The sequence below is a fragment of the Brevundimonas sp. G8 genome, from assembly GCF_902506205.1.
Lineage (GTDB): Bacteria > Pseudomonadota > Alphaproteobacteria > Caulobacterales > Caulobacteraceae > Brevundimonas.
In genome coordinates, this window is record NZ_LR732816.1 from 2179293 (window position 1) to 2202906 (window position 23614).

Sequence of the window (23614 nt, forward strand, 5' to 3'; positions counted from 1 at the left end):
ATCAGACTTTCCAAGGTTTTTCGGCTGATGCCCGACACCCCGCTTCTCGACACCGTCAATTTCCCGGCCGACACTCGGGCCTTCGACATCGCCCAGCTGAAACAGCTGGCGCAGGAAGTGCGCGCCGAAACGATCGATGCGGTGTCCGTCACCGGCGGCCATCTGGGCGCGGGCCTGGGCGTGGTCGAGCTGACCACGGCGCTTCACCATGTGTTCGAGACGCCCAAGGACATCCTGATCTGGGACGTCGGCCATCAGTGCTATCCGCACAAGATCCTGACCGGGCGACGCGACCGCATCCGCACCCTGCGCCAGGGCGGCGGCCTGTCGGGCTTCACCAAGCGCAGCGAGAGCGAATACGATCCATTCGGCGCCGCCCACGCCTCGACCTCGATCAGCGCCGCCCTGGGCTTCGCCGCCGCGCGCGATCAGAAGGGCGAGAAGAATCGCGTCGTGGCGGTGATCGGCGACGGCTCCATGTCCGCCGGCATGGCTTATGAGGCGATGAACAACGCCGCCGAGGCAACCAGCGGCCAACTGATGGTCGTCCTGAACGACAACGACATGTCCATCGCGCCCCCGGTGGGCGGGATGAGCGCCTATCTGGCCGGCCTGGTGTCGGGCGGGGCGTATCAGAACGTGCGTAGGCTGGGAAAATCCGTCGCCCAGCATCTGCCGCGCCCGTTCCGCAAGGCGGCCAAAAAGGCCGAGGAATATGCGCGCGGCATGGTCACCGGCGGCACCTTCTTCGAGGAGCTGGGCTTCTATTACGTCGGCCCCATCGACGGCCACGACATGGACAATCTGGTGCCGATCCTGAAGAAGGCGGCCGCCATCGAGGACCGGCCCGTGCTGGTTCACGTCGTGACGCAGAAGGGCAAGGGCTATGTCCCCGCCGAAAGCAGCGCCGACAAGCTGCACGCGGTGGTCAAGTTCGACGTGGTGTCGGGCAAACAGGCCAAGGCCATCTCCAACACGCCCAGCTACACCAAGGTGTTCGGGACCGAGCTGATCAAACACGCCAAGGTCGACCCGTCGATCGTGGCGATCACGGCGGCCATGCCGTCGGGCACGGGGCTGGACCTATTCGGCCAGGCCTTCCCCGAGCGGACCTATGACGTCGGCATCGCCGAACAGCATGCGGTGACGTTCGCGGCCGGGCTGGCGGCGGACGGGATGAAGCCGGTCTGCGCCATCTATTCTACCTTCCTGCAACGCGGTTACGACCAGGTGGTGCACGATGTGGCGATCCAGTCGCTGCCGGTGCGGTTCGCCATGGACCGCGCAGGTCTGGTCGGATCGGACGGGGCGACCCATGCCGGGTCGTTCGACATCGGCTTCATGGGGGCGTTGCCCGGCATGGTGCTGATGGCCGCAGCCGACGAGGCGGAACTGGCGGCGATGATTTCGACCAGCCTGTCCATCGACGACCGGCCCAGCGCCTTCCGCTATCCGCGCGGGGACGGCTTGGGCGTGGAGATCCCTGAACTGGCCGCGCCGCTGGAGATCGGCAAGGGTCGGATCGTGCGCGAGGGAACCTCCGTCGCGATCCTCAGCCTGGGCACCCGACTACAGGAATCATTGAAGGCGGCCGACATGCTGGCAGCCCGGGGCGTGTCGGCGACGGTGGCGGACGCCCGTTTCGCCAAGCCGCTGGACGCCGACCTGATCCTGCGTCTGGCGCGTGAGCATGAGGCGTTGATCACGGTCGAGGAGGGCGCCATGGGCGGCTTCGGCGCCTTCGTGCTGCAACTGCTGGCCGAGAAGGGCGCGCTGGATGGCGGGCTCAAGATCCGCACCCTCAACCTGCCCGACGTCTTCCAGGATCAGGATGCGCCGATGGCCATGTACGCTCAGGCCGGTCTGAACGCCGAACACATAGCCGCCGCCGCGCTTCAAGCTTTGGGCGTGTCCGCCAGTCAGGCTGTCCGCGCCTAACGTCCTCAGGCGCGGTCACGAATCCGCATCGCGCCGCGCTCGCCGGTCTCCACCTCGAACCGGCCGGTCGCCCGGATCAGGTCCGAAAGTTTGGCGTAGCCATAGGTGCGCTGATCGAAGTCGGGGTGGGCGTTGCGCAACCGATTGCCGATGCCGCCCACCGCCACCCAGCCGTCGCCGTCCTCGTCCATGTCGGCGATGATGGCCGCGATCAGTCGCGCCGCCTCGGACGGCTTTCGCTTGGTCGCAGGCGCTTCGGCGACCGCCGACTTGGCGCCGGCGTCGACCGGAACCGGCGCGATCAGGTTCTCGGTATAGATGAAGCGGGTGCAGGCCTGGCGGAAGCTTTCGGGCGTCTTCTGCTCGCCGAACCCATAGACGTCGACGCCCTCCTCGCGGATGCGCGCCGCCAACCGGGTGAAATCGGCGTCGGAAGACACTAGGCAGAAGCCGTCGAACCGCCCCGAATGCAGCAGGTCCATCGCGTCGATGACCAGGGCGATGTCGCCCGAGTTCTTGCCCTTTGTATTGGCGAAATTCTGCTGGGGCTGGATGGCGAAACGGGCCAGCACCCGCGTCCAGCCGGCGATTTGCGGGCTGGCGAAGTCGCCGTAGATGCGCCGCGCCGAGGCCTCGCCCAGGGTGGCGATCTCGCTGAACAGCGCCTCTGCGATCCTGGCGGAGGCGTTCTCCGCGTCGATCAGGACCGCGAGGCGAGGGGCCTTGTCGTCAGCCATGGCGGATCTCCTTTTAATATGAGGCCTGAGCCTACAACTGACCCATCGTATTGTCGTGATCCACGGCCTGTTTCTTCAGCCAGCCGACGAAGGCGGTCGCACTGGGCGACGGCGGCCGGTCGCGCGGCTGGACGACATAATAGGCGAACCCGACAGCTTCTGAGCCGTCCGGGAAGGGCGCCACCAGCCGCCCCGACGCCAGGTCCGCCTGGGCCAGGGTGCGTTTGGCCAGGGCCACGCCGCGTCCCGATATGGCGGCTTCGATCAGCAGGCCCGACTGGTTGAAGCGTGAGCCCCGACGCGGATCGGGATGGCGAATGCCGCGCGCCTTCAGCCACATGGCCCAGTCCGGTCGGCTGGGATCGCCGTCGTTGGACATGTCGTGCAGCAGGGTATGGCCGATCAGGTCGCCCGGCTTGCGGATCGGCTTGTCGCCGTCCATCAGCGATGGGGCGCAGACAGGCAGCACTGTTTCCGTCATCAGCCGATCGACTGTCAGGCCCGGATAGTCGCCGGGGCCATAGCGGACGGCTAAGTCCACCTTGCCCTCGGTCAGGTCGGCCGGCTCCATGTCGGCCGAGATCCACAGCTCGATTTCCGGGTGAGCGGTGTGGAAGTCGTCCATGCGCGGCATCAGCCATTTGGAGGCGAAGCCGGGCGCCACGCTGATCGACACCTGTTTGCGGCGCGGCGGCTCGCGCAGCAGGGCCGAGGCGTCCATCAGCCGTTCGAACCCCTCGCGCAGCAGCGGCACGGAGGATCGGCCTAGATCGGTCAGTTGAAGCCCGCGCGCCTCGCGCACGAACAACGGCCCGCCGACGATGTCCTCCAGCAGACGTATCTGCTGGCTGACCGCGCCGGGCGTCACCGACAGTTCGTCGGCGGCGCGCGAGAAGTTCAGATGCCGCGCAGCAGCCTCGAAGGCGCGCAGGGCGTTGAGCGGGAGCAGGGATCGGACCATCGCGGATAGAAATCCTATCAACGAGACAAAGGCAATCTGGTTTGCGGCTCTGGACGCGGAAGCCGAAGGTTCGTGACCTGCCGTCGTCCCTGTTTCCTCTCCCGACGGCCCTGAAAGCAAGACGATGCGTGTATTCCTCGCCTCCATTCCGCTGGAGGCCGCAAAGATCGTGATCATCGGCGGCGGCGAGCCCGCTCTGGCCAAGCTGCGACTGTTCCTCAACACCCCGGCCGAGGTGGTGTGGTTTGCGCCCGACGGCGCGCCCCCGAAGATCGAGACGCCGTTGACGGCGCCCGAGCCAGTGCTGCACGCGCCGCAGGCTGGCGACCTGGCGGGCGCGCGGCTGGTCTTCATGGCGCTGGACGATGCGGACGAACTGACGCGGCTGGGCGCGCTGGCGCGGGCGGCGGGCGCCCAGGTCAATGTGGTGGACAAGCCGCATCTGAGCGATTTCCAGACCCCGGCCCTGATCGACCGCGACGAGGTGGTGATCGGGGTCGCCACTGGCGGATCGGCCCCCATCCTGGCGCGCGACATCCGCACGGCGATCGAGGGCGTGCTGCCCGCCGGTCTGGCCAATGTGGCGCGGCTGGCGCGCGAGTTGCGCGACACGGTCAAGGCCAGCGTGCCGGACTTCATGGCGCGCCGCCGGTTTTGGGAAAAGGCCTTCCGGGGTCCGGCCGCGACGCTGGCGGCCGAAGGTCGGACGGCCGAGGCGCGGCGCGAGATGCTGCGCCTACTGAACTCGGCTGCGCCGGAACAGGGTGTGGTCCATATCGTCGGCGCGGGACCGGGCGATCCTGAACTGCTGACGCTGAAGGCGTTGCGGGTTTTGCAGGACGCCGATGTGATCATCCATGACCGTCTGGTGCCCGAGGCGGTGCTGGAGCGGGCGCGCCGCGACGCCAAGCGGCTGTATGTCGGCAAGGCGCGTGGCGAACATTCGGTGCCGCAGGACCAGATCGAGGCCCTGATGATAGAGGAGGCCAAGGCCGGACACCGGGTCGTGCGGCTGAAGGGCGGCGATCCCTTCGTCTTCGGTCGCGGCGGCGAGGAACTGGATGCCATGCGGGCGGCCGGCGTCCCGGTCTTCGTCGTACCCGGCGTGACGGCGGCCCTGGCCTGCGCGGCCTCGGCGGGCATTCCCCTGACCCATCGCGACCACGCCCAGGCGGTGACCTTCGTAACGGCCCAGGCCAAGCCGGGCGGGGTTGACGCCGACTGGACGCGGCTGGCGGGGCCGAACCACACCCTGGCCATCTACATGGGGTCGGACCGGGCCGAGGAGACGGCGGACAAGCTGATCGCGGCCGGGCGACTGGGCTCGACCCCCGTCGCCATCGTCGAGAACGGCAGCCGACCGGACGAGCGGGTTCTGACCGGCCGACTGGACGGGCTGGGCGCCCTGGTGCGCGGCGCCAATCTGACGGGGCCGGCCCTGTTGTTCGTCGGCGAGACCGCGGCCTTCTCTGCGGCCCAGTTGGACGTTCGAGCGGAGGTCGCGGCGTGAAGATCGTCACCGCAAACCGTCTGTCGGACGGCCGCGTCATCTATGCGGGCGTCGACAACCAGCCGGTCGAGCGCATCGATCAGGCCTCGGTGCTGGACGAGGCAACGACAGACATCGTGCTGGCCGAGGTCGCCGGACGGCCCGATGTGTTCGTCAATCCCTACGCCGTCGAAGTGGAGGGCCATACGCCCTCGGGCCGAGATCGGCTGAAGGAGCGCATCCGTTCGGCCGGGCCGACCGTGGGCCACAGCGTCGCGGGAGGCGTCGCCTGATGTATCGCTATGACGAGTTCGACCATGCCCTGGTGCGCGAACGGGTCGAGGAGTTTTCCGACCAGGTGGCGCGGCGCGCGTCCGGCGCCCTGAGCGAGGACGAGTTCAAACCGCTGCGGCTGATGAACGGCGTCTATCTTCAACTGCACGCCTATATGCTGCGGGTCGCCATTCCCTATGGAACGTTCAACAGCCGCCAGATGCGCCGGTTGGGCCATATCGCGCGCACCTATGACAAGGGCTACGGCCACTTCACCACGCGCACGAACATCCAGTACAACTGGCCCGCCCTGACCGACCTGCCGGCCATGCTGCGCGATCTGGCCGAGGTCGAGATGCACGCCATCCAGACCAGCGGCAACTGCATCCGCAACACTACGACGGACGTCTTCGCCGGAGCCGCCGACGACGAGATCGGGGATCCGCGCCCTTGGTGCGAGATCATCCGCCAGTGGTCCACCATCCACCCCGAATTCTCCTTCCTGCCGCGCAAGTTCAAGATCGCGGTGATCGGCGCCGAGAAGGACCGGGCGGCGATCCGCACCCATGACGTCGGTCTGCAGATCGTGAAAGGCGAGGATGGCGGAACCGCCTTCCGCGTCTTCGTCGGCGGGGGCCAGGGGCGTCTACCGCACATCGCGCAGGAGATCGCGTCGACCATTCCGGCGGCGGACCTGCTGGCCTATCTGACCGCCATTCTGCGGGCCTGGAACCTGCTGGGGCGACGCGACAACATCCACAAGGCGCGGATAAAGATCCTGGTCGCTTCGCTGGGCATCGAGGCCTTCCGCGAAGAGGTGGACAAACACTACGCCACCCTGCGCCACGAGGATCTACGCATCCCCGAGGACGAGGCCGCCCGGATCCAGACCTATTTCGCGCCTCCGCCGTTCGAGGCCCTGCTCAAGGCCAGCGCGCGGTTCGACCGCGCCCTGCTGGCCGATCCCGACTTCGCCCGGTTCGCCCGCAACAATGTGCGGCGTCATCGCCAGGCGGGCTACGCCTCGGTGGTGGTGTCGCTGAAGCCGGTCGGCGGGGTGCCGGGCGACATCACGGCGGACCAGATGGACGCGGTTGCGGGCCTGGCCGAGCGCTATTCGTTCGACGAACTGCGCGCCGCCTATGAGCAGAACCTGGTCCTGCCGCATGTGAAGCTGGACGACGTGCCGGCGCTGTGGCGGGCGCTGCGCGAAGTGGGCCTGGCGACAGCCAACGCCGACCTCGCGACCGACGTCATCGCCTGTCCGGGACTGGACTATTGCAGCCTGGCCAACGCCCGGTCGATCCCGGTCGCCCAGGCCCTGTCGAAGCGGCTGGCGGACATGGACTATCAGGAACGGCTGGGTCCGGTCCGGATCAATATGAGCGGCTGCATCAACGCCTGCGGTCACCACCACGTCGGCCACATCGGCGTGCTGGGCGTCGATCGCAAGGGCGAGGAGTATTACCAGATCACCGTCGGTGGTTCGCCCGACGAACAGGCCGCCCTGGGCGACATCGTCGGCAAGAGCCTGCCCGCCGACGAGGTCGCGCCCGCGATCCAGCGCACCCTGGACCGCTACCTGCAAATCCGCGCCGACGGGGAACGGTTCATCGACACGGTGCGCCGCGTCGGTCCCGATCCCTTCCGCGACGCCATATACGAGACGCTCAATGCAACGGCTTGAAGGCATTCAGAACGGGCTGCGCCTGTCGGTGACGACCTCGCTGGAAGAGGTCGAGGCGGCCGCCGTCAATGAAGACACTCTGGTGCTGGAGTTCGAGGCCTTCCGCGACGGGCGCGGCTTCTCGCTGGCGGCCGTGCTGCGCGAGCGGGGCTATGCCGGACGTCTGATCGCGGCGGGCAAGGTGCTGCCGGATCAGGCGCGGCATCTGCGGCGTTCGGGCTTCGACGCGGTGGAATTGGCGCCCGGAGCCGACGCCTCGGCCTGGGACCGGATGGATCAGGCGTTCAGCGGATCCTATCAGCCCGCCGTCGATCCCGCGCCCACCATCTGGCAGCGTCGGCGTGCGGCGTCCAACGACCGCGATCTGGACGCGTTGGCTGATCGGCTGAACCGCGAGACAGCGGGCAAGGACGCGTCCGAAATCGTGAAGACGGCGCTGGACCCCGCGCTGGGTCTGCGGGTCGGCGCCATCTCGTCCTTCGGGGCAGAGTCCGCCGCCTTACTGGACATCATCGCCAGCGAGGACAAGGCCGTGCCGGTGGTCTTCCTGGAAACCGGCCAGCATTTCCTGCAGACCCTGTCCTATCGCACCCAACTGACCAAGGCCCTGGGCCTGACCGACGTGCGGCTGGTCACGCCGGATGCGGGCGAGAAGGCGACGCTGGATGCGCGCGACGATCTTTGGAAAACGAACGCCGACGCCTGCTGCGACCTGCGCAAGGTGCGACCCCTGGCGCGGGCGACGGCCGGGTTCAACGCCGTCATCACCGGCCGAAAACGCTATCAGGCCGCGACGCGGGCCAAGCTGAAACCGTTCGAGGTGCTGGACGGGGTGCTGCGGATCAATCCGCTGGCGGACTGGGACGCCGACGACGTCGAGGCCTGGCTGGACGAGAACGACCTGCCGCGTCACCCGCTGGTCGAGCAGGGCTATCGCTCGATCGGCTGCTGGCCCTGCACCCGCGCGGTTCAGGACGGCGAAGATACGCGCGCCGGGCGCTGGTCGGGGATGGACAAGGTCGAGTGCGGCATCCACCTAGGCAGGCGTCAGGTCGCGGCCTGATCTTCTCCCCTTCGACCTCGCCTGAAAGCTGAAACGTGTCCGTCACCAAGTCCGTCATCGACCTGATCGGCAATACGCCGCTGGTGCGCCTGAATCGCCTGTCCGACGCGACGGGCTGCGAAATCCTGGGCAAGGCCGAGTTCATGAACCCCGGCGGCTCGATCAAGGACCGCGCCGCCCTGTCGATCGTCCAAGGCGCGCGGGCGTCCGGTGCTCTGAAGCCCGGCGGGACCATCGTCGAGGGGACGGCCGGCAACACGGGTATCGGCCTGGCTCTGGTCGGCGCGGCCCTGGGCCATCCGGTGGTCATCGTGATCCCGCGCACCCAGTCGGAAGAGAAGAAGTCGGCTATCCGGTCGCTGGGCGCGCGCCTGGTCGAGGTGGACGCCGCCCCCTTCTCCAGCCCCAACCATTTCGTCCATTATTCCGGGCGTCTGGCGTCTGAGCTGAACGACAGCGAAGAGGCCGGCGCGATCTGGGCCAACCAGTTCGACAATACCGCCAACCGCGAGGCCCACTACACGACTACGGGCCCGGAGATTTGGGCTCAGACCGACGGCAAGGTCGACGCCTTCGTCTCGGCCGTCGGGTCAGGCGGCACGATTTCCGGCGTCGCGGCCTATCTGCGCGAACAGAAGCCGGACGTGACCATCGCCCTGGCCGACCCGGCCGGCGCGGCCATGTTCAACTGGTTTAACAATGGGGAGATGACGGGCGAGGGTTCGTCCATCACTGAGGGCATCGGGGTCGCTAGGATCACCGGCAACCTGGAGGGCTTCCGGCCCGATCACGCCTATCGGATCGAGGATGCGGAGTTCCTGCCGATCCTGTTCGACCTGGTGAAATATGAAGGTCTGTCGCTGGGCGGCTCGGCCGGGGTCAACGTCGCCGGCGCCCTGCGGTTGGCCAATGAGATCGGGCCGGGCAAGACCATCGTCACCTGCCTGTGCGATCCGGGCTCGCGCTATGCGTCCAAGCTGTTCAACCCGGAATTCCTGCGGTCGAGGGGGCTGCCGGTTCCGAACTGGGCGTAAACGCATCGTCTCCTCCCCATGAAATGGGGAGGGGGACCGCGAAGCGGTGGAGGAGCTCTTCAAGTCCCACTGAAACCGGTGATGCGGTGCAGAACCCCTCCGTCGCGGCGCTGAAGGAGCGCCGCGCCACCTCCCCGCTTCGCAGGGAGGAGACAGGTTGGTTACTTCGCCTTCTGCTCCGCGATCCACGCATCCATGCGCTGGTCCAGCAGCGCCAGCGGCAGCGGGCCTTCGACCAGCAGAGCGTCGTGGAAGGTTCGCACGTTGAACTTCGGCCCCAGTTCCCGCTCGGCCCGCGCCCCAATCTCGCGCAGACGGATCTCGCCGATCTTGTAGGCCGTGGCCTGTCCGGGCCAGCCGATATAGCGCTGAAGCTCGGTCTCGATATTGTGCGGCGCCAGAGCCGAATTGTCGCGGAAGCAGGCGCGGGCCTCCTCCTCGGTCCAGCCCATCCAGTGCAGGCCGGTGTCGGCCACCAGACGGCAGGCGCGCCACATCTCGTAGGACAGGCGGCCGAACCGTTCGTAGGGCGTGCGGTAGAAGCCCATCTCCTCGCCCAGATATTCGGCGTAAAGCCCCCAGCCCTCGGTATAGGCGCTGACATTGGCCTGACGCCGGAAATAGGGTTGGCCGGGCGCCTCTTGCTGCAGGGCGATCTGGAGGTGGTGGCCGGGCACGGCCTCGTGCAGGGTCAGGGCCGGCAGTTCATATAGCGGGCGCTGGTCCAGCTTGGACGTGTTGACGATATAATGGGCGGCGACGCCGTTCTGCATCGAACCGCCGTTATAGCGGCCGGTGGTGTAGTTTTCCTCGATCTGCGGCGGCACGGGCTGCACGTCATAGGTCAGGCGGGGCAGGGTGGCGAACAGGGGCGGCAGGCCGCCGTCGGCGCGCTTGGCCATCTCTGACGCCTGTTGCAGCAGGGCCTCGCGGCTGGTCGCATAGAACTGTGGATCGGTGCGCAGGAAGTTCAGGAAGCCGGCGAAGTCGCCGGTCCAGCCCGACGCCTTCATCTCCACCTCCATGCGCGCGCGAATGCGGGCGACTTCGTCCAGGCCGATCTGATGAATCTGGTCCGGCGTCAGGTCGGTGGTCGTGTGGCCGCGCACCAGATAGGCGTATAGCGCCTTGCCGCCGGGCCGATTGCCGATGCCTGGCTCGACCGGCGCCTTGGGCAGATAGTCGGTCTCTAGGAAGGCCAGCCAAGCCTGGCGAGCAGGCAATATCGCCTCCGAAACCGCCGCCGTCGCCGCTGCGGTTAGACGATCCTTCTCGGCCTGGGGTGCTGTCGAGGGCAGGGTTGTCAGGGGTTTCAGCAGCGGCTCGGCGTCCGGCTTGATCGCCACATCGTTGCGCGCCAGCGTCAGGGCGCTCTCTGTCACGGACCGGGCCTGAATCAGGCCGGTGTCCAGGCCGCGCCGGGCGTTGGCCGTCGTCTGGGCGTAGATGGTTCCGAAGCCCCGGATGCGTTTGATATAGGCCTCGGCCTCCGCCACCGAGTTCAGGCGGGTGCTACCGCCGACATACAGCGCCCAGGTTCCGGGGCCGCCCTCGGCGTCGAAGGCCAGGCGGCTGGTGTCGTAATCCAGCCCTTCGAGGCTGCGGTTCAGGGTGTAGAGCAGGAAGGCGTGGTTGATGCCGCCGGCGTGGGAAAGACTTGCCGGGTCGATGGCGTTCAGCCGCCGAACGAAGCCTTCCAGCGGCGCGCGCTGGGCCAGTTCGAACGTGCGCGACAGGTCCGGAACCCGGCCCATCGCCTCCACATCGCCTTCGCCGCTGGCCGAGAAGGGATCGACGGACTTCAGATAGGCTTCGTAATCGACGATCAGAGTGTTCAACGCCGTGTCCGCCGCCGTGGACGCGACGGCAGCGGGCGGCGTCTGCGCCACGGCGACCAGCGGCGACGTACTCGCGAGCAAGGCCGCAACGGCCAAATGGGAAAACTTCATCACGCCCCTCCTGTTAGGGGGCGCACGCAAGCCGAGCGTGACCGATGCGTCAACCGCAGACGGTGAAGAACTGCTCGATTCCCGCCTTGGCTGCCGGATGGGCGGCGTAGATGTGGCGTTCCTCGTCCGACCAGGAGGCGATCCAGCCCAGGCGGCGGAAACGCTGGAAAACCGGATCCTTGGTCGTGGCTCTGGCGGTCAGAAGTTCGCCGTCATGGACGCCCGCCGGTTCGGACGAGGCGCGATAGCGTTCGGTGTCGCCGCCGGATTCGAGATGGATCTCGCGGCCGGGCTTCTCGCTGGCCGCCGTCAGCTCTAAGGCGCCGGAGCCGGCCTGGCAGAGCAGGTGCAGTTTGACCTCGTCGCTATTGGCGACGCCGTAAGCCAGGATCGCCTCCTGCCCGTCGCGGTTCAGGAACCAGTCGTAGCCGGGCATGGGGGCAGGGGCCGAAGACGCCGCCTCCAGATTCGCGACCGGGGCTGGCGCGTTGGTGGCGCAGGCGGCCAGGGCGGACAGGGCGATCAGGGGCAGGATCAGGCGAGACAGACGCATGGGCTTCCTATCCGGCGCAGCGGTCGGCAAAGCGACGAAGCTTGGCCAGGTGAGGGCGTTCGACGGTGATCGTGTCGGCGTCGCCGCCGACCATGATTGTCATGCGGCCGTCTGCGACGAAGGCGGAAAAGGCGGGATGATCGACCGGGATGGCGGTCTCCAGTTTGCCGCCGCGCCCGACGCGGGCCTCGCTGGTGGCGGTCACGCCGCCGGCGGTGATGCGGGCGAAACCGGCCGTCGCATCCTCGCCATAGACCGCGACCGAGACGGCGCCGGACCCCGGCTGGCACTGTAAGGTTGCGCGCAGCTCAGCGGTGTCGGGAATCTCGTTTGCCAGCACCAAGGGCCCGTCGCCTTCGTACAGGCTCCAGGTCCAGCCGGCCGTTGGCGCCGCCTGCATGCCGACCGCCATCGCGGCGGAAAGAATAAGCATCATGTGTCAGCCCCCGCCGACAACGCGCATCGTCGCGTCGCCCTTAATGTCGTCAGACCCGGCTGTAACCGCAATAGACCAGACCGACGCATCAAGGCTGAACGCGGTTATCCGTCAACGGTTCACGACAGTGGATCAGAACGGGCTGAACCGCTCCACCAAGGCCTGACCCACCGGCGGGGCCTGGACGCGGCTGACGTCGCCGCGACCGCCGTAGGAGATGCGGGCCTCGGCGATCTGGGTGTGATTGATGGCGTTGGCGGACGAAATGTCCTCGGGCCGCACGATGCCGGCGACGGTCAGTTCGCGGACCTCGCGGTTGGTGCGCACTTCCTGCCGACCCTGGATCACCAGATTGCCGTTGGCCAGGACGTCCGTGACGACGGCGGCGATGGTCAGCGACACTTTTTCAGCGCGATTGACCGTACCGGAGCCTGCCGATTTCAGGTCGCCCTCCATGCCGACCATGGCGGAAGGATCGAAACCGCCGGGGAAGGCGCGACCCAGGCTGCTTTCCAGGCCGAACAGGTTGGAGACGCCGCTGGTGATGTTGTTGGAGCGCGAACGTTGTGTCGAGTTCTGGGTCTGGGCCCGGTCGTCGATGTCGATCTTGACCGTCAGGATGTCGCCGATGTGGCGCGCGCGCTGGTCGCCGAAGAATGTGCGGGCGCCGGTGCGCCACAGGCTGTTGGCGCTGGCGGGCGCGGTCTCGCGCGCTGGCAGATAGGCCTGCTGCGCCGGGATCAGGGCGGCGGGATAGCCGATGGGGGCCAGTTCAGGACCGCGCACCGTCTCGGCGACGGTCGAGCAGGCGGCCAGCGGGGCTAGGACGGCGAGGATCAGGATGGCTTTACGCATGACGAGGATTCCCTAGCGGGCGGCGAACTGTTGGGGATTGGCGCGGGCGGCATCGCCGGCGGGGCCGGCGATGGCCTGGCCGGGACCGGAGGCGACCGCGTCGATGACGCGGTTGGAGGTGGTGTTCATGATGGCGACGGGCTCGCCCAGAGCCGCGCTGCGCATGGCCTTGCCCATGACGGCGAGGTTCACGCCGCCGACCTGATAGGTGACGCGGACCATGTCATTGCGGGCGATGACCTGGGACGCGGCGCCGGGGCGATAGGCGGCGCGGGCGATAGGCTGGACTGCGGATTGCGCCACAGGTTGGAACGCCGCGTCCGACGCCGTCTGGACTGGACCGGCGGCGCGACGCACGGCGACGCGGCGCAGGCCGTTGGGGTTGCTCCAGTCGAGACCAGCCTGGCGGGCCAGGGCCTGAAGCTGGCCGGCTTCCAGCACGACCGAGGGGCCAACGCGCTCGGCGACGGCGACATCGGCGGCGGCGCCCGCGCCTTCGAACAGGTCGCCCAGGGTGACCCGGCCGTCGTCATCGACGGGATTGGCGCGCAGGACGACGGGGCTGGCGAATGCGGCGCTGGAGACGGCGCTGACGGCGGCGGTGAGCAGGAGAGAGCGGATCAGAGTCATGGCTCAGCCCTTCACTTGCGAGGCGACCGACAGCATCTGGTCGGCGGTGCTGATGACCTTGGAGTTCATCTCGTAGGCGCGTTGGGCCACGATCAGGGCGCTGATCTCCGATACGGCGTCCACGTTCGAAGACTCCGTATAGGCCTGCATGACCTGGCCGAAACCGATGTCGCCGGGCGTGCCGACGATGGCCGGACCCGAGGCGGCGGTTTCCAGCAGCAGGTTGTCGCCGATGGCTTCCAGGCCGGCTTCGTTGAAGAAGTTGGCCAGTTCGATTTGGCCGACCGTGGTCGGGGCCGTCTGGCCGTCCTGCGTCACCTGAACCAGGCCGGTCTTGGAGATCGACAGCTTGGTGGTGTCCTGTGGGATGGTGATGGCCGGTTCCAGCAGATAGCCGTCGTCGGTGACGATCTGGCCTTCCGGGCTGACCTGCAGGTTGCCGGCGCGGGTATAGCCGATCTCGCCCGAGGGCAGGGTGATCTGGAAATAACCCTTGCCGTCGATGGCCATGTCGTAGGGGTTGCCGGTCGCCTGGGGCGTGCCCTGTTCGGTGACCCGGTAAACCGCGCCGGCCTTGACGCCCGCGCCGATCTGGATGCCCGTCGGAACCACGGTGCCGGCGGACGAGGACTGGGCCCCCATGCGTTCGACGTTCTGGTAGAGCAGGTCCTGGAACTCGGCGCGCTGCTTCTTGAAGCCCACCGTGTTCATGTTGGCGATGTTGTTGGAGATGACCTCCACGTTCAACTGCTGGGCGGCCATGCCCGAGGCGGCGGTGCGAAGTGCGCGCATTGTCCGGGGCTCCCTTAAGCGGCCTTGCCGAGGCGCTCGACGGCGCGACGGCTAAGGTCGTTGGTGTTTTCGATCATGCGCGAAATGCTCTCGTAGGCGCGGCTGATCTCGACGAGATTGGTGATTTCGATCAAGGAGTTGACGTTGGACGATTCCAACGACCCCTGATGGACCTGGGCGTCCGCCGCCTCGATCGGCTGGGTGTTGGAGTTGTTGCGGTACAGGCTGTCGCCGCCCTTCTCCAGGACGCCCAGCGCCTCGAATCGTACGACCGACAGACGGCCGGTGACCTGGCCTTCCTGGGTGATGGTGCCGTCGGCGCCGACGCTGGGTGCGCCCAGGTTGGGGTCCAGAACGATCTCGGCCCCGCCGCCCAGGACAGCCTGGCCTTGCTTGGTGGTCAGGCGGCCTTCCGGGTCCATGGTGAAGGCGCCGTCGCGGGTGTAGGCCTCGCCGTTCGCGCCGTCGCGCACGGTGAAGAAGGCGCCTTCGCCGGCGATGGCGAAGTCCAGGGCGCGGCCGGTCTGCTGCATCGACCCCTGGCCGAAATCGCGGCCCACGCCGTTGTCCAGCACGAAGCTGGCCGAGGGACGGATGGAGTCGTTGCGAGCGCGCTGGCCGATCTCGGTCCCCAGCATCAACTGCTCGACCTTGAAACCGGTCGTGTTGGCGTTGGCGACGTTGTTGGCCACGATGTCCAGCTCGCGGCGCAGCGTCATCTGGCGTGACAGTCCAATATAGGCGGCGTTTTCCACGAGTGGCGTGCTCCTTCGCTCTCGTCTCTCGCAACGGCCGTGCCAACAGGGTTAATCCAGGCGGAATGCGGGTTTGAGCGCCATCGACCCTCAGATGACCCGGCAAATCCTGCCCATTGTAAACGTCGCGTTAACCAAACCCGACGATCCTCGTCATGAGAGAGTCTCCGGGGCGCGCGCATGTTCAAGTTTGGCAAGAAGAAGGGCGATCCGGCTGCGGACGCCAATCTGCCTGCCGTGAAGGAGGGCGAGACCGCCGTCGAAGGCGACGACGCCGCCGCACCCAAGAAAAAGAAGCTGCCGCTGCTGTTCATCATCGCGCCGGTCGCGCTTTTAGTGCTGGGCGGCGGCGGGGCCGCCGCCTTCTTCATGCTGAAGCCCAAGCCCGCAGAGGCGCACGGCGCCGAGGCCGAAGCGGGTCACGGCGAAGAGAAGGCGGACAAAAAGGCCGAACACGGCAAGGAAGAGAAGAAGGAAGCCGGCGGTCACGGCGGCGGCGCAGAAGGCGGTGCGGCGGACCCGTCTCTGGGCGTCATTGCGCCGGGACCTGACGGCGTCACCTTCTACACCCTGCCGGACATGGTCATGAACATTCAGTCGCCCGACGGTCGTCCGACCTTCCTGAAGCTGAAGTTGACGCTGGAGATGCACGACGCCGAGGTGGCGACGCATCTGCAGGAAGAGATGCCGCGCCTGCAGGACATGTTCACCGGCTTCGTGCGTGAGCTGCGCCCCGAGGACCTGAGCGGTTCGGCCGGCACCTATCAGCTGCGGGCGGAGATCCTGCGCCGCGTCAATCTGATCGCCGCGCCGGGCAAGATCGACGCCGTGCTGATCGAAGAAATGCTGGTGCAATAGGCATGACCGACGCAGCCCAGCTCGACCCGTTCGGTGGTCTCGGCGATCCCGGCGACGCCCTGTCCGAACGCGTCCTGAACCAGGATGAGATCGACAGCCTGCTGGGCTTCGACCTGGGCGACGATGACGGCTCCGAACGCTCGGGCATCCGGGCCATCATCAACTCCGCGCTCGTCAGCTACGAGCGGCTGCCGATGCTGGAGATCGTGTTCGACCGCCTGGTGCGGTTGATGACGACCAGCCTGCGTAACTTCACCTCCGACAACGTCGAAGTCAGCCTGGACAACATCTCGTCTATCCGGTTCGGCGACTATCTGAACTCGATCCCGCTGCCGGCCATTCTGGCGGTGTTCCGGGCAGAGGAGCTGGACAACTACGGCCTGCTGACGGTCGATTCCAACCTGATCTATTCGATCGTGGACGTGCTGCTGGGCGGCCGTCGCGGCACGGCGGCGCTGCGGATCGAGGGCAGGCCCTACACCACCATCGAACGCGTGCTGGTGCAGCGGATGGTGGAGGTCGTGCTGAACGACGCCCGCCAGGCGTTCGAGCCGCTGACGCCCGTCCATTTCAACCTGGACCGGCTGGAGACCAATCCCCGCTTCGCCGCCATCGCGCGCCCGGCCAACGCCGCCATCCTGATCAAGCTGCGCATCGACATGGAAGATCGCGGCGGCCGCATAGAGCTGCTGCTGCCCTATGCGACGCTGGAGCCGATCCGCAAGATGCTGCTGCAGCAGTTCATGGGCGAGAAGTTCGGCCGCGACAACATCTGGGAAGGCCACTTGGCCACCGAGATCTGGACGACCGAGACCGAGGTCCGCGCCGTGCTGGACGAACAGCAGATGCCGCTCTCGGCCGTGCTGAACCTCAAGGTCGGCGATACCCTGATGCTGAACGCGACGCCGGATTCCGAGGTCTCGATCCGCGCCGGCTCCATACCCCTGACCACCGGCCGCATGGGCCGCAAGGGTCAGCACATCGCCATACGCGTCGAAGGGCCGGTCAATCCCGAAGCCGCCGCCCGCCTGGGAGTGAATGTCTGATGGTCGGAATGATCATGGACGCGGTGCTGATGCTGCTGCTGGTCGCGGCGGTTGGCTACGGCATCAAGCTGGAACGCAAGCTGGCCGCCCTGCGCGCCGGACAACTGGCCTTCGCCCAGGCGGTGAGCGAGCTGAACAATGCCGCCGGTCGCGCCGAGAACGCCCTGGCGACCCTGCGCGCCTCGGGCCAGGAGACGGACCTGCTGCATGACCGTATCATCAAGGCGCGCGAGGTGAAGGCACAACTCGAAGCCCTGATCGCCCGCGCGCCCGCCGTCGCGCCCGTTCGCGTCGTCGAGGACGAGCCGGTTCGCCGCGCGCCTGCCGCCGTCGCCGCCCCAGCCGTCACTGCGACCGAGGACGAGGAACGCGCCGAGCGCATGGCGGCTTTGGCCGAGCGTATCCAGGGTCTGGCCAGCCCCTCGACCAGCCGTCGCGCCGCCGCGAGCGCCGCCCCGGCCGGTCGCGACAATGTCGCCGCCATCGTTCAGGCGCTGACGGCCGGACGCTCCGCTAACCATTCCGCCAAACAAAGCCTCAACGCCGCGCGTCGTAATCTCGACGACGACTTGTTCGCCGCCTGAGTTCGGAACCCCATTTCATGGCCCGTCTACCCCGCCTTCTGCCCCTGATCGCCATCGCCATCGGCGGGGTGGTCGCCGTGCGCGCCATCGGCGTGGCGCCCGGCCTGTTCGACGGCGCCAAGGCCTGGGCCGAGGAGGCGGCGCCTGCCGCAGCCGGCGCGCCGGTCAAGCCTGTCCTGCCGGGCACTTGCTCCGCCCTGTCGCCCGAGCAACTGGCCCAGCAGGCCGGCATCTCCCCCGCAGAACTGAAGATCATCCAGTCGCTGTCGCAACGCCGCGCGGCGCTGGACGCCCGCGATCAGGATTTCGCCACCGCCCTGCCGCTGATGGTCGCCGCCGAACAGAAGCTGGAGGCCAAGATCCAGGCGCTGGCGGCTCTTAAGGCCGAGATGAAGCAGATGCTGGGTCAGGTGGACGAGCGCGAGAAGGCCGAGATCGACCGTCTGGTCCAGGTCTATTCCGCCATGCGTCCCAAGGAGGCCGCCCCGGTTATGGCCTCGCTGGAAGACCGGGTGCGCCTGCCCGTCGCCGCCGCCATGCGCCCGCGCACCCTGGCCGCCATCATGGCCCAGATGACGGCGCCCCAGGCCAAGGAACTGACCGAGAAGCTGGCCGCCCGCTTCCAGGCCCAGCAGATGGCCGCCCGCGCCGCCGCCGCCGAAGTCACGCCTCCGCCCGTTGCGACGCCCGCCGCCGCAACGCCTGCGCCGACCCCGGTCGCTCAGCCGGCCGCCGCGACCGTAACACCGCCTGCGGTCCGTCCGACGCCCCGCCCGGCCGCCTCTCGTCCTGCTTCCACGCCCGCCCGTCGACCGGCTGCGACGCCTGCACGTCGTCCGACGACACCCGCCGCCACGCCGCCCGCCGGTCCCCAGGCCTATCAGCCGTCGGCCGCCCCCAACGCCCAGCCGCGCCAAACTGTGCAGTAACCTTAAGTGTGATCCCTCATCGGACGTTTCGTCTCGACAGGATCATCAGTTCGACCAATGATCTTCGAACGCTCCGTGAGAGAGCGATTGCATCGAGGATAACGCCATGGTCGGCGAACTGCTTTACGTCGCGCATCGCCTGCGCCGCGCCATCATCCTGGCCGTTCCGACGGCGGGAACCGTGATGATCGCCGCCGTGGCCCAGCACTATCATCTGCTGCCATAAGCACGCCGCCGCTCGGTTTCGCATTGGCATGAGGCGCGTGCGCGTCTATCACCGCGCCTTGCCGAAAATCTGAGCCCGCTCGAAGATCATGTCCGACACGCCTCCCGATCGCCTCTCGGTCGATCCGTCCAGCCCCCATCACGACGCCGAAATGCTGCAACGCGGCGTCGGCATCCGCTTCAAGGGCGAGGAAAAGACCAATGTCGAGGAATATTGCGTCTCGGAGGGCTGGGTGCGCCTGGCCCTGGGCAACCGCGTCGATCGCAAGGGCAAGGCCCTGACCGTCAAACTGCAGGGCACGGTCGAACCCTATTTCCAGAACGACTGAACCTACCTAGGTTCCGGCTCTTCTCAGAGCTCGGAGCCTGCCCATGTCCATTCGCCTGCTGACCGCCAGCGCCGTTGCGCTGGGTCTCGTCGCCTTCGTCCCTGTCGCGAATGCTCAGGACGCCGCGACGGTGGAGCAGGCTATCGTCGTGCGCGACGCGGCGATGCGCTCCAACATCGCGATGGACTATGTCACTCAGCTGACGACCCGGTTCGGCGCGCGCCCGGCCGGCTCGCGCTCGGAACAGCAGGCCGCCGCCTGGGCCGCCGACTATCTGCGCGCCAACGGCTTCCAGAACGTCCGCATTGAGGAGTTCCCTCTGGTCGGCTGGGAACGCGGCGAAAGCTCGGCCGCCATCATCGGCGACAACGCCCAGGCCTTGGTCGCCGCAGCGTTGGGCCATTCGCCCGCCACGCCGCGCAATGGCGTCGAAGCCGAGATCGTGCGGTTCTCCACCTTCGAGGATCTACAGGCCGCGCCTGAGGCCGCCGTGCGCGGCAAGATCGTCTATATCGACCTGGGCCAGATGCACCCCATGCAGGACGGCTCCGGCTATGGTCCCCAGACCCGCGTACGCGGCGCCGGCCCCGGCGTGGCGGCGGCCAAGGGCGCATCGGCCTTCGTGATGCGTTCGGTCGGCTCGGATGAGGACCGCATGCCCCACACCGGCACGACCCGCTATGTGGACGGCAAGCCGACCATCCCGGCCTTCGCCCTGGCCGCGCCCGACGCCGATCAGGTCAGCCGCCTGGTCGCTCTGGGTCAGCCGGTGCGGATGCGCCTGACCTCCACCGCCCACACCTATCGGACCACCAGCCAGAACGTCATCGGCGATCTGCCCGGCGCCAGTCGCCCTGACGAGATCATCGTCCTGGGTTCGCACATGGACAGCTGGGACCTGGGGACCGGCGCCATCGACGACGGGGCAGGGGGCGCCATCACCGTCGCGGCGGCCAAGGCTATAGCCGACAGCGGCCGCCGCCCGGCCCGAACCCTGCGCGTCATCTTCTACGGGTCGGAGGAGGTCTCCCAACCCACGCCCCAGACCGGCAACGGCGGCGGCGTCTATGCGCGCGGCCAAAGTGCGGCCCTGGACAAGCACATCATCGCCGGCGAAAGCGATTTCGGCGCCGACCGCGTCTATGCCCTGCGCCTGCCCGCCGGCGCCCAGGGCTCCGACTTCCAGAAGGCCGCGACCCGCGTTCTCTACCCGATCGGCGTTCTGGCCTCGGATCGTATCGAGACAGAAGGCGGCGTCGATGTGGGGCCGATGGGCCCGCTGGGCGTGCCCTTCTTCGGTCTGGCCCAGGACGGCACGCGCTATTTCGACCTGCACCACACCGCCAACGACACCCTGGACAAGATCGACCCGGCGCAACTGAACCAGAACGTCGCCGCCTGGGCCGGCCTCTTGTGGCTGATCGCCGATTCCGACGTGGATTTCCGGGCGATGAAGCCGGCGGCTCCCGCCGCTCGCTAAGCCCGCTTGGCCCCGACCGGCTGGCTGGCTATACAGCCGGTCCGGTCGCGGGCGTGGCGAAACTGGTAGACGCAGCAGACTTAAAATCTGCCGGACGAAAGTCCTTGCCGGTTCAAGCCCGGCCGCCCGCACCAGTCCAGCAATTACTGCTCCTGTCCGTTTTTCGGCGGTTGCCAATGTCTCGTGTTGGCGCATCGCCTCCCACGGAAACAGCAAGCGACGCCGGAACGGAGTGCGAACGACTAATTGACTGTCATGGCCATACGATGGAGGTGCGAGCCATGCCAGAGCGGGAACTGAACCAGCCTCATGAAGCCGATAAGCGCTATCAACGTCGAAATGAGGAAGGGATCTGGAGCGACGCGGATGACCAGTCCAGATCGCTGAGTGAGGACGTCAAACAACACGCTGAAACCAAAAGCCAAAGATTGAGGGGGACAAAGTGGATTGATCGACCGCCCGCGTGCGCGCGACTGGCTCGGACGCTTTCCGACTTAGGGAGCTAATGGCGCGCAAACCCTTCACCTCTTACACCCACCACGGTGCCGATCTAATGGGGAGTTGAGGGCCCATCTTCGCACATTCGAACGCGCTGGCGTCATTACGTCCTAGTTTGACAACTATCTGATTCTTGGCGACGAGTTCGACCGCAAGGTGCGCGAAGCGCTCGCTGAATCCGATTTCATTGCAGCGTTGGTGGTGACCGCACGCTTCCTAGATTCCGATTACTGTATGAATGTCGCGAGGGAGGAGGCGATCCGGCGCCGCCAGCAAGGATCAACGCGAGTCGTGCCGACCATCGCAAAACCGTGCCGATGGAAGCTCACGAGCTTGTCAGACCTGCTCGCCACGCCGACCGACGGCAAAGCGCTGACTACCTGGGCGAACCAAGATCAGGCTTGGGACATCGTCGCCCAAGCCATTGAGAGCGCCGCAGCAGCGCCTCTCGAAGTGCCAAGCGCGGTAGCAAGTAGGCGGCCTAGCGCTGTCAGGTTAATGGAGGCGGGCCACAGCTGTCCCAACCCTACGAAATCTCAGGCAGCGGCCGCCAACCCAGCCGCCTCAGCCCCGGCGGACGGAGGCCGGGTCGGCTGACGAGATGCCTCTGGGCGTAGAAGGTGTTGTAGATCGCAGCGTGGGTGGTGAGAAAGCGTTGGGCTGACGCTTGGGATTTGAAAAGCAGCAGCAGAAGGGGGGAGCTTCTTCAGCCGTCGGGCTATCTGAGGTCCAAACTTGATCGTCCAGCAGCGGATCGTCTCGTAGCTCACATCGATTCCTCGCGCGGCCATCAGCTCCTCAACGTCACGAAGGATTAGGCCGAAGCGAAAGTAGAGCCACACGGCCTGGCGGATCACCGCCGCTGGGAAGCGATGGCGCTTGAACGATAGCGGCTTCACGAAATGCGATCTCCAATCAGGCGTTTAGGGGGGGGCTTAAGTGGAGACAGGTTAGCGTTAGACTGACAGCACCCCCTAAGAGACGGGGGGCGTAGCAAGTGTCTGCGGTGATCACGAAGCCTATTCGCCGAAAATCTTGCGGCGAATAGGCTTGCCTAAGGCGCGCTCAGGTGGCCTCAGAGCGTAAGCACCAGCTTGAGCCCGCCGACGACGATGCCGTCGCGATCGGACCGCCCGCCAGGATTGTGGATGTACTGCACGCCGGGACGCACGGTGATGGCAGGGGTCAGACGGTAGCCATAGTTCAGCTCGACGGCGTATTCGGTATCCTGCGGATCGCCGACGCGCAGGCCCGCGTCGTTCTGGGCGTGCTGGGCGTCGGTGACGCGCCCGTTCACGATGGCCGCGCCGACGCCGAAGGTGACGTCGTCCTTGGCCCGGCCGGGGACCAGGCCGGTGTAGGTCACGATGACCGCCCCCTTGCTACGCAGCTTGTTGGTCGCACGATCTGCGATGGCGAGGTTGCCGACGACCGACAGGCCGTGGGCGCCGTCCGCCTGGGGGGCGATCAACTGCTGCTGGACGTTGGCGTGGACGCCGGAATGGTGACCCTCGCGTGAAAAGGTCAGGCCGGTCACAGCCTGATAGTCGCCGTTGACGTCATAGACGATGTTGTTGGAATCGCTGGAGTCGTACCAGGCGCCGATCTTGTAGGTTCCCGGCAGGTCGCCGTTCGCGCCGAACCTGGGCGTCCACTGCAGCTCGCCGGCGTAGATCGTGCCGGTCGCGCCCTGCGTCCCCAGATAGAAGCCGCGATCCTCGCGCAGGTTTTCGGGATTGGATTCGATGACGCCCAGATTGACGTGCAGCTCCGGCGTGATGCGTTGGCGAAGCCGGGCGCCCCAGGAACTGACGGGCATGTTGTAGAGATAGCCGCTCACGATCTGGCTGGACGCCGGACCGCACAGGATCAGGTTCATCATATTGCCGCACGGCGTGGCCCCGAAGTCCTCGCCGTGGGTGACGCGGCCGAGCTTGAGCGCGGTGGCGCCGTCGTTGAAGCTCTGCTCGTACCAAAGCTGGCCCAGACGCCAGATCGTGCCGCGGCCATAGATGGTCTGAACGGGCTGGAGCAGGTCGAGGCCTGCATCATTGGCCAGGCTGTTGCCGTGGCGATTAAAGAGGGTGGCCTGAACCTTGCCGCCGGGCAGGCCCCAGGCTTTTTCGGTGTCGATCGTCACCCCCAGGAACAGCTGGCCAGCCGCGCGGCTTTCGTCACGCACGCCGCCGTTGAAGTTGTGAACGGCGTCCACGACCTCGTTCAGGGTGAAGGTCACGCCATTGTCTTTCAGGCGCGTTCGCGCGCCGCCCCAGTCGCCGGTAAGCGCGGGGCGGTCCCACAGGCCGGGCTGGGTTGCGGCGGCCTGCTGGGTCACAGCCTGAGGGGGAGCGTTGGTCGGAACGGACGGCGCGGTCTGCGCCTGCACGGAACCCGCGGCGAACAGGGCGGCGGCGAGAGCGCCGCCGTACAAGGCGACGGAACGGGTGTTGGTCATGCGATTGTTCCTCCCAATGCATGAAGATCGGCCAGCGCCTTTGCGGCGCTCTTGGATT

At 67.0% G+C, this 23614-nt stretch carries 22 protein-coding genes and 1 tRNA gene; 13 read left to right on the forward strand and 10 right to left on the reverse strand.

Annotated elements, in window-relative coordinates:
• The first annotated feature begins 24 nt into the window (after positions 1 to 24).
• The gene (dxs, locus tag CHRYSEO8AT_RS10615; RefSeq protein WP_159851702.1) at positions 25 to 1938 is read left to right on the forward strand and encodes a 1-deoxy-D-xylulose-5-phosphate synthase; all 1914 of its coding nucleotides are present in this window, start codon (positions 25 to 27) and stop codon (positions 1936 to 1938) included.
• Positions 1939 to 1943: 5 nt separating this feature from the next.
• On the opposite strand, the gene CHRYSEO8AT_RS10620 is transcribed toward dxs, so the two are convergent.
• Both CHRYSEO8AT_RS10620 and gcvA read right to left on the reverse strand, forming a co-directional pair.
• Positions 1944 to 2675 (reverse strand): NYN domain-containing protein, encoded by a 732-nt coding sequence (locus CHRYSEO8AT_RS10620; protein ID WP_159849821.1) that lies wholly within the window; start codon positions 2673 to 2675, stop codon positions 1944 to 1946.
• 31 nt (positions 2676 to 2706) lie between these two features.
• On the reverse strand, positions 2707 to 3636 hold the full coding sequence (gene gcvA / locus CHRYSEO8AT_RS10625; RefSeq protein ID WP_135195033.1) for a transcriptional regulator GcvA: 930 nt from the start codon (positions 3634 to 3636) through the stop codon (positions 2707 to 2709).
• A gap of 124 nt (positions 3637 to 3760) precedes the next feature.
• On the opposite strand from gcvA, the gene cysG reads away from it, so the two are divergent.
• From cysG to CHRYSEO8AT_RS10650, 5 genes are read left to right on the forward strand one after another with little or no spacing between them, the layout of a single operon-like run.
• Positions 3761 to 5146, forward strand: a complete 1386-nt coding sequence (gene cysG / locus CHRYSEO8AT_RS10630) for a siroheme synthase CysG (RefSeq protein ID WP_159849823.1) — start codon at positions 3761 to 3763, stop codon at positions 5144 to 5146.
• A complete protein-coding gene (locus CHRYSEO8AT_RS10635) occupies positions 5143 to 5418 on the forward strand; it encodes a DUF2849 domain-containing protein (protein WP_159849825.1) in 276 nt (91 codons plus the stop codon). Before cysG ends, CHRYSEO8AT_RS10635 begins: the two co-directional genes overlap by 4 nt.
• A complete protein-coding gene (locus tag CHRYSEO8AT_RS10640; protein ID WP_159849827.1) occupies positions 5418 to 7085 on the forward strand; it encodes a nitrite/sulfite reductase in 1668 nt (555 codons plus the stop codon). The genes CHRYSEO8AT_RS10635 and CHRYSEO8AT_RS10640 overlap by 1 nt, the downstream gene beginning before the upstream one ends.
• On the forward strand, positions 7072 to 8148 hold the full coding sequence (locus tag CHRYSEO8AT_RS10645) for a phosphoadenylyl-sulfate reductase (RefSeq protein ID WP_159849829.1): 1077 nt from the start codon (positions 7072 to 7074) through the stop codon (positions 8146 to 8148). Before CHRYSEO8AT_RS10640 ends, CHRYSEO8AT_RS10645 begins: the two co-directional genes overlap by 14 nt.
• 35 nt (positions 8149 to 8183) lie before the next feature.
• Positions 8184 to 9182 carry a cysteine synthase A gene (locus CHRYSEO8AT_RS10650; protein ID WP_159849831.1) on the forward strand — a complete coding sequence of 333 codons (999 nt, stop codon included), beginning with the start codon at positions 8184 to 8186 and terminating at the stop codon, positions 9180 to 9182.
• 161 nt (positions 9183 to 9343) lie between these two features.
• On the opposite strand, the gene CHRYSEO8AT_RS10655 is transcribed toward CHRYSEO8AT_RS10650, so the two are convergent.
• From CHRYSEO8AT_RS10655 to flgF, 7 genes are all read right to left on the reverse strand, one after another.
• Positions 9344 to 11131, reverse strand: a complete 1788-nt coding sequence (locus CHRYSEO8AT_RS10655) for a DUF885 family protein (RefSeq protein WP_159849833.1) — start codon at positions 11129 to 11131, stop codon at positions 9344 to 9346.
• 49 nt (positions 11132 to 11180) lie between these two features.
• Positions 11181 to 11684: a hypothetical protein gene (locus tag CHRYSEO8AT_RS10660; protein WP_201304409.1), complete on the reverse strand. Its 504-nt coding sequence runs from the start codon at positions 11682 to 11684 to the stop codon at positions 11181 to 11183.
• Positions 11685 to 11691: 7 nt separating this feature from the next.
• Complete coding sequence (locus tag CHRYSEO8AT_RS10665) at positions 11692 to 12120, reverse strand: hypothetical protein (RefSeq protein WP_159849835.1); 429 nt, start codon at positions 12118 to 12120, stop codon at positions 11692 to 11694.
• A gap of 132 nt (positions 12121 to 12252) precedes the next feature.
• Positions 12253 to 12975, reverse strand: a complete 723-nt coding sequence (gene flgH / locus CHRYSEO8AT_RS10670; protein ID WP_159849837.1) for a flagellar basal body L-ring protein FlgH — start codon at positions 12973 to 12975, stop codon at positions 12253 to 12255.
• 12 nt (positions 12976 to 12987) lie between these two features.
• Positions 12988 to 13605, reverse strand: a complete 618-nt coding sequence (locus CHRYSEO8AT_RS10675) for a flagella basal body P-ring formation protein FlgA (RefSeq protein WP_159849839.1) — start codon at positions 13603 to 13605, stop codon at positions 12988 to 12990.
• Between the two features lie 3 nt (positions 13606 to 13608).
• Entirely contained in the window at positions 13609 to 14397 is a 789-nt protein-coding gene (flgG, locus tag CHRYSEO8AT_RS10680) for a flagellar basal-body rod protein FlgG (protein WP_159849841.1), read from the reverse strand.
• A gap of 14 nt (positions 14398 to 14411) precedes the next feature.
• Positions 14412 to 15152 (reverse strand): flagellar basal-body rod protein FlgF, encoded by a 741-nt coding sequence (flgF, locus tag CHRYSEO8AT_RS10685; RefSeq protein WP_135195044.1) that lies wholly within the window; start codon positions 15150 to 15152, stop codon positions 14412 to 14414.
• A 180-nt stretch (positions 15153 to 15332) separates the two neighbouring features.
• Here flgF and CHRYSEO8AT_RS10690 point away from each other — a divergent pair, with 180 nt between their 5' ends.
• The 7 genes from CHRYSEO8AT_RS10690 (at position 15333) to CHRYSEO8AT_RS10720 (ending at position 20737) form a co-directional block, all read left to right on the forward strand.
• Complete coding sequence (locus CHRYSEO8AT_RS10690) at positions 15333 to 16010, forward strand: flagellar basal body-associated FliL family protein (RefSeq protein ID WP_159849843.1); 678 nt, start codon at positions 15333 to 15335, stop codon at positions 16008 to 16010.
• 2 nt (positions 16011 to 16012) lie between these two features.
• Positions 16013 to 17056 carry a flagellar motor switch protein FliM gene (gene fliM, locus CHRYSEO8AT_RS10695; RefSeq protein WP_159849845.1) on the forward strand — a complete coding sequence of 348 codons (1044 nt, stop codon included), beginning with the start codon at positions 16013 to 16015 and terminating at the stop codon, positions 17054 to 17056.
• A complete protein-coding gene (locus CHRYSEO8AT_RS10700; RefSeq protein WP_159849847.1) occupies positions 17056 to 17640 on the forward strand; it encodes a DUF6468 domain-containing protein in 585 nt (194 codons plus the stop codon). Before fliM ends, CHRYSEO8AT_RS10700 begins: the two co-directional genes overlap by 1 nt.
• A 17-nt stretch (positions 17641 to 17657) precedes the next feature.
• Positions 17658 to 18569 carry a MotE family protein gene (locus CHRYSEO8AT_RS10705; RefSeq protein ID WP_159849849.1) on the forward strand — a complete coding sequence of 304 codons (912 nt, stop codon included), beginning with the start codon at positions 17658 to 17660 and terminating at the stop codon, positions 18567 to 18569.
• 314 nt (positions 18570 to 18883) lie between these two features.
• Complete coding sequence (locus CHRYSEO8AT_RS10710) at positions 18884 to 19123, forward strand: DUF3297 family protein (RefSeq protein ID WP_159849851.1); 240 nt, start codon at positions 18884 to 18886, stop codon at positions 19121 to 19123.
• Positions 19124 to 19166: 43 nt separating this feature from the next.
• The gene (locus CHRYSEO8AT_RS10715; RefSeq protein WP_159849853.1) at positions 19167 to 20603 is read left to right on the forward strand and encodes a M20/M25/M40 family metallo-hydrolase; all 1437 of its coding nucleotides are present in this window, start codon (positions 19167 to 19169) and stop codon (positions 20601 to 20603) included.
• A gap of 47 nt (positions 20604 to 20650) precedes the next feature.
• Positions 20651 to 20737, forward strand: a tRNA-Leu gene (locus CHRYSEO8AT_RS10720).
• Positions 20738 to 22176: 1439 nt separating this feature from the next.
• Here CHRYSEO8AT_RS10720 and CHRYSEO8AT_RS10730 read toward each other — a convergent pair.
• A complete protein-coding gene (locus tag CHRYSEO8AT_RS10730) occupies positions 22177 to 23556 on the reverse strand; it encodes a carbohydrate porin (RefSeq protein WP_159849855.1) in 1380 nt (459 codons plus the stop codon).
• Positions 23557 to 23614 lie beyond the last annotated feature (58 nt).

Excerpts from the sequence above, each read along its gene's own strand:
- CHRYSEO8AT_RS10620 (WP_159849821.1), bottom strand. The coding sequence starts at position 2,675 with ATGGCTGACGACAAGGCCCCTCGCCTCGCGGTCCTGATCGACGCGGAG.
- gcvA (WP_135195033.1), bottom strand. The coding sequence starts at position 3,636 with ATGGTCCGATCCCTGCTCCCGCTCAACGCCCTGCGCGCCTTCGAGGCT.
- cysG (WP_159849823.1), top strand. The coding sequence starts at position 3,761 with ATGCGTGTATTCCTCGCCTCCATTCCGCTGGAGGCCGCAAAGATCGTG.
- CHRYSEO8AT_RS10640 (WP_159849827.1), top strand. The coding sequence starts at position 5,418 with ATGTATCGCTATGACGAGTTCGACCATGCCCTGGTGCGCGAACGGGTC.
- CHRYSEO8AT_RS10645 (WP_159849829.1), top strand. The coding sequence starts at position 7,072 with ATGCAACGGCTTGAAGGCATTCAGAACGGGCTGCGCCTGTCGGTGACG.
- CHRYSEO8AT_RS10655 (WP_159849833.1), bottom strand. The coding sequence starts at position 11,131 with ATGAAGTTTTCCCATTTGGCCGTTGCGGCCTTGCTCGCGAGTACGTCG.
- CHRYSEO8AT_RS10660 (WP_201304409.1), bottom strand. The coding sequence starts at position 11,684 with ATGCGTCTGTCTCGCCTGATCCTGCCCCTGATCGCCCTGTCCGCCCTG.
- CHRYSEO8AT_RS10665 (WP_159849835.1), bottom strand. The coding sequence starts at position 12,120 with ATGATGCTTATTCTTTCCGCCGCGATGGCGGTCGGCATGCAGGCGGCG.
- flgH (WP_159849837.1), bottom strand. The coding sequence starts at position 12,975 with ATGCGTAAAGCCATCCTGATCCTCGCCGTCCTAGCCCCGCTGGCCGCC.
- CHRYSEO8AT_RS10675 (WP_159849839.1), bottom strand. The coding sequence starts at position 13,605 with ATGACTCTGATCCGCTCTCTCCTGCTCACCGCCGCCGTCAGCGCCGTC.
- flgG (WP_159849841.1), bottom strand. The coding sequence starts at position 14,397 with ATGCGCGCACTTCGCACCGCCGCCTCGGGCATGGCCGCCCAGCAGTTG.
- CHRYSEO8AT_RS10690 (WP_159849843.1), top strand. The coding sequence starts at position 15,333 with ATGTTCAAGTTTGGCAAGAAGAAGGGCGATCCGGCTGCGGACGCCAAT.
- fliM (WP_159849845.1), top strand. The coding sequence starts at position 16,013 with ATGACCGACGCAGCCCAGCTCGACCCGTTCGGTGGTCTCGGCGATCCC.
- CHRYSEO8AT_RS10700 (WP_159849847.1), top strand. The coding sequence starts at position 17,056 with ATGGTCGGAATGATCATGGACGCGGTGCTGATGCTGCTGCTGGTCGCG.
- CHRYSEO8AT_RS10705 (WP_159849849.1), top strand. The coding sequence starts at position 17,658 with ATGGCCCGTCTACCCCGCCTTCTGCCCCTGATCGCCATCGCCATCGGC.
- CHRYSEO8AT_RS10710 (WP_159849851.1), top strand. The coding sequence starts at position 18,884 with ATGTCCGACACGCCTCCCGATCGCCTCTCGGTCGATCCGTCCAGCCCC.
- CHRYSEO8AT_RS10715 (WP_159849853.1), top strand. The coding sequence starts at position 19,167 with ATGTCCATTCGCCTGCTGACCGCCAGCGCCGTTGCGCTGGGTCTCGTC.
- CHRYSEO8AT_RS10730 (WP_159849855.1), bottom strand. The coding sequence starts at position 23,556 with ATGACCAACACCCGTTCCGTCGCCTTGTACGGCGGCGCTCTCGCCGCC.